This is a genomic window from Moorena sp. SIO2C4 (genome assembly GCF_010672485.1).
Classification (GTDB): domain Bacteria; phylum Cyanobacteriota; class Cyanobacteriia; order Cyanobacteriales; family Coleofasciculaceae; genus Moorena; species Moorena producens.
The window spans coordinates 1-7,978 of record NZ_JAAHGN010000258.1 but is presented as its reverse complement, the minus strand read 5'-3'; the positions used below and the strand labels follow the sequence as shown (position 1 = coordinate 7,978).

General features: G+C 45.4%; 8 protein-coding genes. 6 read left to right on the top strand and 2 right to left on the bottom strand.

Features of this window, described 5'->3' with window-relative positions; genetic code table 11:
• The 3 genes from F6K20_RS15330 to F6K20_RS15320 all read left to right on the top strand — a co-directional run.
• Positions 1 to 1,280: sulfatase-like hydrolase/transferase (locus F6K20_RS15330; RefSeq protein WP_287295199.1), on the top strand; the 1,280-nt coding region annotated here is incomplete at its 5' end.
• A 106-nt stretch (positions 1,281 to 1,386) separates the two neighbouring features.
• Complete coding sequence (locus tag F6K20_RS15325; RefSeq protein ID WP_154659893.1) at positions 1,387 to 1,545, top strand: hypothetical protein; 159 nt, start codon at positions 1,387 to 1,389, stop codon at positions 1,543 to 1,545.
• A gap of 387 nt (positions 1,546 to 1,932) precedes the next feature.
• Positions 1,933 to 2,976 (top strand): formylglycine-generating enzyme family protein, encoded by a 1,044-nt coding sequence (locus F6K20_RS15320; protein WP_009149670.1) that lies wholly within the window; start codon positions 1,933 to 1,935, stop codon positions 2,974 to 2,976.
• A 259-nt stretch (positions 2,977 to 3,235) separates the two neighbouring features.
• Here the strand turns inward: F6K20_RS15320 and petJ are convergent, their stop codons facing one another.
• Both petJ and petE read right to left on the bottom strand, forming a co-directional pair.
• Positions 3,236 to 3,571, bottom strand: coding sequence for a cytochrome c6 PetJ (petJ, locus tag F6K20_RS15315; RefSeq protein ID WP_009149668.1), 336 nt, complete (start codon positions 3,569 to 3,571; stop codon positions 3,236 to 3,238).
• Positions 3,572 to 3,731: 160 nt separating this feature from the next.
• A complete protein-coding gene (gene petE / locus F6K20_RS15310; protein ID WP_287295197.1) occupies positions 3,732 to 4,097 on the bottom strand; it encodes a plastocyanin in 366 nt (121 codons plus the stop codon).
• 640 nt (positions 4,098 to 4,737) lie between these two features.
• Here petE and F6K20_RS15305 point away from each other — a divergent pair.
• From F6K20_RS15305 to F6K20_RS15295, 3 genes are all read left to right on the top strand, one after another.
• The gene (locus F6K20_RS15305; RefSeq protein WP_287295195.1) at positions 4,738 to 6,297 is read left to right on the top strand and encodes an FAD-dependent monooxygenase family protein; all 1,560 of its coding nucleotides are present in this window, start codon (positions 4,738 to 4,740) and stop codon (positions 6,295 to 6,297) included.
• Positions 6,275 to 6,439 carry a hypothetical protein gene (locus F6K20_RS15300; RefSeq protein WP_287295193.1) on the top strand — a complete coding sequence of 55 codons (165 nt, stop codon included), beginning with the start codon at positions 6,275 to 6,277 and terminating at the stop codon, positions 6,437 to 6,439. Before F6K20_RS15305 ends, F6K20_RS15300 begins: the two co-directional genes overlap by 23 nt.
• Positions 6,440 to 7,322: 883 nt before the next feature.
• Positions 7,323 to 7,811 (top strand): hypothetical protein, encoded by a 489-nt coding sequence (locus F6K20_RS15295; RefSeq protein WP_008188263.1) that lies wholly within the window; start codon positions 7,323 to 7,325, stop codon positions 7,809 to 7,811.
• Positions 7,812 to 7,978 lie beyond the last annotated feature (167 nt).

Sequence of the window (7,978 nt, the reverse complement as noted above, 5' to 3'; positions counted from 1 at the left end):
TTCCAGGCACCTGTAATGAAATTGCGAACTTGGGCGGCGCTCCCTTGACGATGGAAGATAACTTGAAGTGCAAAGACATTTGGGGTGGCCCCGAAACGTCGCCTCACTTTGCCATTGGTTGGTCTTGGGCTACGGATAGTCCTTTTCGTTGGACCAAACAGGTTGCCTCGTACTTTGGTGGCACTCGCAATCCGATGGTGATTTCTTGGCCCGATGGCATCCAAGCCACAGGAGACCGAAACCTAGATTTGCGGGATCAGTTTCTCCATGTTATCGATGTTACCCCAACGATCTTGGATATAGTTGGCATTCAACCTCCCAATAAGTTTAATGGCATCGGCCAAAAACCCCTCGAAGGAGCGAGCTTTGCCAATACTTTCGGGAAGGATGGGGCAAGTCAACCCGCGCCTCGGGACACCCAGTATTTCGAGATGTTTGCCCATCGTGGGGTTTACAATGATGGTTGGATGGCATCAGCATTCCACCGAATTCCTTGGATTACCACTGGCTCGAGTCCGATCGATGAAGACAAATGGGAATTGTTCAATCTGGACGCAGACTTTACCCAGCATGACGATCTCTCAGCCCAGAATCCAGACAAATTAGCAGAACTGCAGGCTCTATTTGATAGCGAAGCAGACAAATACGGTGTCTTGCCTATTGACGATCGCTTTACCGAGCGCTACTTGGTCGAACGTCCCACTGTTTTGGGCGATCGCACCTACTTCGAGTTTTATCCAGGAGCCATCCATCTGCCTGCCGCCTCTGCTCCTAATGTTGCTAACACCTCCTACCGTATTACCGCAGATCTAAATATTAGCGATGCGGAAACCGTTCAAGGCGTTATTTTGGCCAATGGAGGCACTGCTGGAGGTTATAGTCTCTATGTCACTCCAGACCATGATCTGGTCTATGAGTATAACTATGTCGATGTTGAGCGAACCCTTCTTACTGATCTCACTCCACTATCGAGTGGATCGACTCGCGTTAAGGTTGAATTTGTCTACGACGGCAATACCTGCTCCGCAGGATTTGGCTGTGGTGGCAGGGCTTTTCTCTATGTCAACGATATGACAACTCCGGTGGATTGCAGCCGAATTGAGGCAACATTTCCGGGGCGATTTGGGGTAGATACTCAGGATGTGGGAATGGATCTACAGGCTCCAGTCAGTGACACCTACAAACCTCCCTTTGAATTTACGGGAGGTGAGATTGAGAAGGTGACAATCGATATCGATCCATCATTTAACGAGACTCCCATATGTTCGGAATTGTTCTAGCATCGAGTTCTGCGATCTCCCCTCCACCGACCATCCCAAAACGATTCATATCTTGTTTTGGGATGCGGTCTGAATTTTGTCAACCCTTTTTTGTAAGACTTTACTCATGTTTTTCAACGGTTTTTTGCACCGAATATGGAGAGCGATCGCCGCGATCGCGATCGCCCTCTCCTTTTTCCTCAATACTGCTGTGTTGCCAGCAATGGCCCAGCAGATCTTACCCCATCCCGACCCCATTTTCACGGGCAAAATCGGTCTGACTTAGGAAGACTCGGAATCCGAAAAGGCAGACCTGAAATTACCCTCTACCTTCGGTATTGAAAATGCCCCCAATATCCTTGTGGTGATGTTGGATGACGTGGGCTACGGTCAGATGTCAACCTTTGAAGAGTCCGTAGAGGCATCCTGCGGGCAGCCCTTCCGTCTTAATCCCATTCCGTTCTACCATTAACCCATGCAAAATATCAGGATTGCAGGCACAATTCGAGTATTGATTTAAGGTCGGAATAGGAGTACATACCCGAGTACCGAACTTTTAGCAGGGTGGGCATTGCCCACCCTTATTCATCTCATCGCCCGAACTAAAACGAAACGGTTCAACCGCTCTGCGATCGCCCCGACCCCCCTCTTAGATTACTGTTCTTGAATGTCCATGTTTTTCTCCTTGCTTCAGAAGAATTTAACTCGTGATCTTGTTGGCATTTTGCTGGCGGTCTCCCTCCTTTTCCTTTTCCCAACCGTCTTCACTTCGTCACCTTTGGCTTTTGCCGATTCTCCCTGTCCTGAAGGTATGGTGTTGATCCCTGGGGGAACCTTTATGATCGGCTCCGACACCTACTATCCTTCAGAGCGTTCTGCTGTTGATGTGACCGTGGATAGTTTTTGCATCGATCGCCACGAAGTTACCAACGCCGACTATCAAGCATTTGTCCAAGCTACAGGCTACGTCACCGTTGCCGAACGTCCCCTGGCCAAAGACCAATTCCCTGGCTTAACCGAAGCGCAACGACAGCCCGGTTCCCTGGTGTTTCAGCCCCCTGCACCGGGTATCCAACAAGTAGCTTATTTAAGCTGGTGGGATTGGGTCGTTGGTGCTAATTGGCAACATCCCTACGGACCCGACAGCACCATTGAAGGTTTTGACAAGTACCCTGTTGTTCACATTGCCTATGAAGATGCGGTTGCCTATGCCGATTGGGTGGGTAAAACGCTCCCCACCGAAGCCCAATGGGAATATGCAGCACGGGGTGGTCTTGACACTGACACCTCGATCCCTGGTGAACAATATGCCCCTCACAAAGCCAACACCTGGCAAGGCTTCTTCCCCTTCTTCAACACCAAAGCCGATGGCTATCTCGGTCCTGCCCCGGTCGAATCCTTCTCTCCCAATGGTTACGGTCTTTACGATATGCTGGGCAACGTTTGGGAATTAACCGCAGATTGGTATCGTGTGGGTCATAGGGGGAAAGATCGCAGCCTCAATCCATTGGGACCGGATCAAGGCAGTAGTTTCGATCCGGAAAAGCCTGATCAAGGGGCACTCCATGTGATTAAAGGCGGATCTTTCCTCTGCGCCCGAAATTATTGCAGCCGTTATCGTCCTGAAGCACGAGAGTCCCAAGCTCCTGATACAGGAACCAATCATGTGGGTTTTCGTTTAGTAGCGATGCCTTGGCACGATGAAGGTTCGGGCTAAAATCCTTGGCAAGACAGAGGGGCGCAGACCGCGCGATCGACATCCTTCTGTCTATCCCAAAGTTAGGGCTGACTGCTGTTCGCGTAGCGTGCTCATAGCACATATGCTTACCTTAATTAATTTTTAAACAGCTATGGCTGGTGCGTTACGGCGCTCCTGGCGTCAACTCTACACTGTTGGTAGTTGATTACACCGCACCTAACGCACCCTACGGGATGATTGATTAATAACTGGTTAATAACTGGTCACTGAATGCAGCCTACCAGCCTTTATCAGCCTGTTGTAAAACATAAGCAGCTACATCTTCAATTTGGTCGGGTTTTAAACGACCACCAAAGCGAGGCATAGCTCCTTTGCCGTTTGTGACTTGTTTGATGATAGCTGCAGCAGAATACATCCCAAATTTCTCCAGGGCCTCCTTCTTCAGATTTTTCATGGGTATGACTCTGTTTACACCGCCCTGATGACAAGCATTGCAGTTAGCGTTAAATACCATTTTCCCTTTAGCCGCATCACCAGCAGCTAAAGCGGAATCAGGGAAGCTCAAGGTTATTAAAGCGAAAACTAGCAGAATCGCAATTAGTATTTTTTTCAAAGTGTTTCTCCTCTCAATATGGCGTTGAGCCAGATATTAGCGTTCACTAAGAGGAGGAACTGTGTCAAATGACAGGCTGTCAAACTTATAACAAAAGTTAACAAAATAAGGTGGGCATTGCCCACCTTATCCCTAGATATATATTGCTTAATTGATGCAACTATTTCACAATAACTGTGCCCTTCATACCTGCACCACGGTGGGGTTGGCAGTAATAGCTGTAAATTCCAGGTTGATCAAATGTGGCTGTAAACGATTCACCTATTTTGTAGACAAGCTTTTTGTGAGATTTGTCTGCTGCATCTCCCTCGAAGATTACGTTGTGAGGAGGCATCTTCGTATTAACCCACTTAACGGTATCTCCAGCAGAGATGGTAACTTTATTTTTATCAAATTGCATAGGAGAACCTTTAGTCGAACCCATTTTCACTTCTACGGTAGCTGCAGTAGCAGGTGCTACGGACATCGCAAAGGTGGCGATAGCCAGTAAGATGCTAGCAAGAACTAAACCTAGTTTTTTGAACATTTTCTTGATTCACTTGCCGCTGAATACCCCATCCCAGTTTGAGCGGGGAGGAAGCCGGGCGGCGGATACAGCTTCCTTTGGCTAAACGAGCGATTGAGCAAGGCAACAGGGGGAAACCCCCATTCGCGCTTTGCATCAAAACAATGACGAATATTTGGTCGTGGTAACTATTTTAATATTCAAGTATGACAAATTGTCAAACTTTTTTTTGGGAATAGTGATTTTGTTAAAAATCTCAACATGGCTATGGTCTTAAGCTGTAGAGCAAAGGGAACAGGGAACAGGGAACAGGGAATAGTGGGAAGAGGTGGAAGAGGTTCAAGCACGAGGCTCAGAGCTTCGACCGCGAGGCTAACAGGCTCATTCACCAGGCTCACAGGCTGATGCGATCGCACTTGCCTAAATTACCGTACCTTTAATGCCAGCTATTGAGACGCCATCGGGATGAATGGTTGCCTGTTCAAGGTTTGGATAGGGATTCGTGTAGGAATTGTGATAATTTTTGTTCCCTGTTCCGCTGATCCTCTGTTCCCTGTTCCCTGTTCCCTGTTCCCTTTAAAACAAAATACTGTGTCCTAAACTATACTTACCTTGCTATAAAACAAAGGAAGTCTTAGCATCTAACTAGCAACCAACATCCATGAGTCAAACCGAACAAATCCTATCCCAGTTACCTGGTGATGTTCTCGGACGCCTGCGCAATGCTGACAAAGTCTGGAAAGCCTTACGAGATGGCACAACTGAGATCCCAGAGGTGATTACAGAAACCGAAGAGGGATTAGGCACCCTAGACTTGGATGTAGTAATCTGTGGCGGTACCTTGGGAATTCTGATTGGTGCTGCTCTACAACAGCGAGGCTGGCGAGTTGCGGTAGTTGAACGGGGGGTTTTGCGCGGTAGAGACCAAGAGTGGAATATCTCTCGCCAAGAACTAGAGGTATTCCTGGAACTTGAGTTACTCTCAACGGCGGAATTAGAAAATGCGATCGCATCCGAGTATAACCCAGCTCGGATCAGTTTTTTCCAAGGTCCTGATTTCTTGGTAAACGACGTACTCAACATTGGTGTTGACCCAGTCTTTCTGCTCGATACCCTCAAAGCCAAATTTTTAGCTGCTGGCGGTAAGCTCTTTGAAAAGACATCCTTTACACAAGCAAGTATTCATCCCGATGGCGTCTCAATCGGCTTGAAGGTTGACCAGTTGGAGGATACCCAAGTTAAAGCTCGCTTACTGATCGATGCCATGGGACATTTTTCCCCAATTGTTAAGCAAGTCAGGCAAGGTCAGAAACCAGAAGGAGTTTGTTTAGTGGTTGGTAGCTGTGCTGAAGGCTATCCTAAAAATGAGATGGGGGATTTGATTGTATCGTTCACTCCTATCCAAAATCAATGTCAATATTTCTGGGAAGCATTTCCAGCCCGGGATGGTAGAACAACCTATTTATTTACCTACTTAGATGCTAATCCCGAACGTCCTAGTTTAGAATTTTTATGTGACGAATACTTCCGTCTGTTACCAGAATACCAGGGAGTAGAGTTATCCCAACTTGATTTTAAACGAGTACTGTTTGGCTTTTTTCCTTCCTATCAAAAAAGTCCCCTAAGAATGCCTTGGAATCGGATTTTACCTGTAGGGGATAGCAGTGGTGGACAATCACCAGTCAGTTTTGGTGGATTTGGTTCCATGGTCAGACATTTAAAGCGTCTAAGTAACGGTATTCATGAAGCCTTGGAGTATGATTTGCTAGACCGGAATGCCTTAGCCCAACTACAACCCTATCAGCCTAATATTGGCGTAACGTGGATGTTTCAACGGACGATGAGTGTTGGCATCAAGCAACAACTAGCACCAAATCAAATTAATCAATTACTCACTGGCGTATTCCAAGCCATGGCAAACCTGGGAGATGATGTGCTTAAGCCCTTCTTACAAGATGTAGTGAAGTTTTCAGGATTATCTAAAACCCTATTTGTGACATCATTAACTAAACCAGCATTAGTCGTGCCAGTGATTCCTCAAGTAGGATTAACGATGCTATTGGATTGGATGGTTCATTATAGTAATTTAGCCGTTTACAGTAGTTTGTATCCAGTAGGTAAATTACTCAGTGGCATGTTGACTACTTTGCCACCGAAACCAAGATATTATTTCCACCGTTGGCTAGACGCATGGCGCTATGGGTCTGGAGGGGATTATTAATTTAGGGAGCTATCAGCTATCAGCTATCAGCTATCAGCTATCAGCTATCAGCTATCAGCTATCAGCTATCAGCTATCAGCTATCAGCTATCAGCTATCAGCTATCAGCTATCAGCTATCAGCTATCAGCTATCAGCTATTAGCTATTAGCTATCAGCTAAAGGCTAAGGACTGAGGGCTGACCGCTGACCGCTGTTCGCGTAGCGTGCGCGTAGCGCATATGCTTAGATATCAACCTACCTCCTTCACCAAGGGCAGGGTGGCTTGGTGGAAAGCTAGGATTGATGATCGTGATATTTTTGCCATGATAGAAGTAACTCCTATTTAGGTGGGAGGAAAACCGCGCTGATTTTCATTAAGGCTATGACCAGCGCGGTTATTAGTTTCAGTCGTTACTTTTTAGAGTATAGATAACTCCTGGAAAAAATGCAAGGGGTAAATAAAAAAAAATACATTTATTTACAATTAAAAATTTTCGCTATTTTTATAATAAATTATGTGTAATTAATTTTTATTTTGGTTGTTAGCTTAGCCTTTATATATTCAAGGATAGCTACATATCATTTAAATTTTGTAGGACTACTTATGAAAATAATTGTCAATAAAATACCAAGGTAAGTATTCAGCCATTTGCTTAGGGTGCGGGTAGCGCATTAGCTGTTGGCCTAGCCTGCGCGTAGCGCATATGCTTACAGCAGGGTTTATTGATAACTATCTCCGGTTTATTGACAAGATGCCTTTGCCCTGCTAACCTTTTTAAAAGCACTTTCAACTTTTAGGTGCGCTTGACGCAAGCGCACCTTTTGATGCAGCTTTTAGGCGCTCCTACTAAGATAAAACTAATACAGCGTTTTTCATAGCTATGAGGTACACATAATTTTTTACCTCTTCTATCTTCCCTATTATCTCTTCCCTGTTCTTTTCCCCCCTTATTAAGGGGGGTTAGGGGGGATCGCTGTTCCCTAAAACCCAGAACTTTGTCCCTAAACCAATTGAAAACTACTCTAATTCTAGAGATATAAATTTATGATATTTCACATATCTATTGCCGCAGATAATCCTTACCACGTAGCCACGGTACTAGCAGAAATCTTTAAGGGAAATTGCATTGAATTTGCGCCTCACCCAGGAAGTTATATGACCTTAGCCTTTGATCAATATGGAACAGCTATTGAAGTTTATCCTAGGGGCACGGAATTAAAGCCTGGAACTAACCAACAAGAATTACAGTTCTTAAATAATGAAGCTAGTTCCAAATTTACCGCTACTCATGCCGCCATTGCCGTTCCCTTGAATCAACAAGAAATCGAAAAAATTGGTGAACGAGAACAATGGCGAGTTGTTCGCTGTAGCCGAAAGGGATACTTTGATGTCATGGAATTGTGGATTGAAAACACCCTATTGCTAGAACTCCTAACACCGGAAATGGCGCACCAGTACACTCAAGTCATGGAACCTAACAATTTAACCCAATTAATCGAGCAATTTAAAAACCAAAAGGCAATTAACAACTGAATATAGAGAACAGAAATATTGATGTAGATGTAGGGTGGGCAGTGCCAAAGATAGATAACAGCAGCTGGGGATAGCATGAGTAGGCACTGCCCACCAAAGAATTAATCACAATAGAATATTGATGTAGGGTGGGCAGTGCCAAAGATAGATAACAGCAGCTAGAGATA

What these genes read in the sequence shown, in the direction of transcription:
- F6K20_RS15305 (WP_287295195.1), top strand. Translation starts at nt 4,738, where the DNA reads ATGAGTCAAACCGAACAAATCCTATCCCAGTTACCTGGTGATGTTCTC.
- F6K20_RS15300 (WP_287295193.1), top strand. Translation starts at nt 6,275, where the DNA reads ATGGGTCTGGAGGGGATTATTAATTTAGGGAGCTATCAGCTATCAGCT.
- petE (WP_287295197.1), bottom strand. Translation starts at nt 4,097, where the DNA reads ATGTTCAAAAAACTAGGTTTAGTTCTTGCTAGCATCTTACTGGCTATC.
- F6K20_RS15325 (WP_154659893.1), top strand. Translation starts at nt 1,387, where the DNA reads ATGTTTTTCAACGGTTTTTTGCACCGAATATGGAGAGCGATCGCCGCG.
- F6K20_RS15295 (WP_008188263.1), top strand. Translation starts at nt 7,323, where the DNA reads ATGATATTTCACATATCTATTGCCGCAGATAATCCTTACCACGTAGCC.
- F6K20_RS15320 (WP_009149670.1), top strand. Translation starts at nt 1,933, where the DNA reads ATGTTTTTCTCCTTGCTTCAGAAGAATTTAACTCGTGATCTTGTTGGC.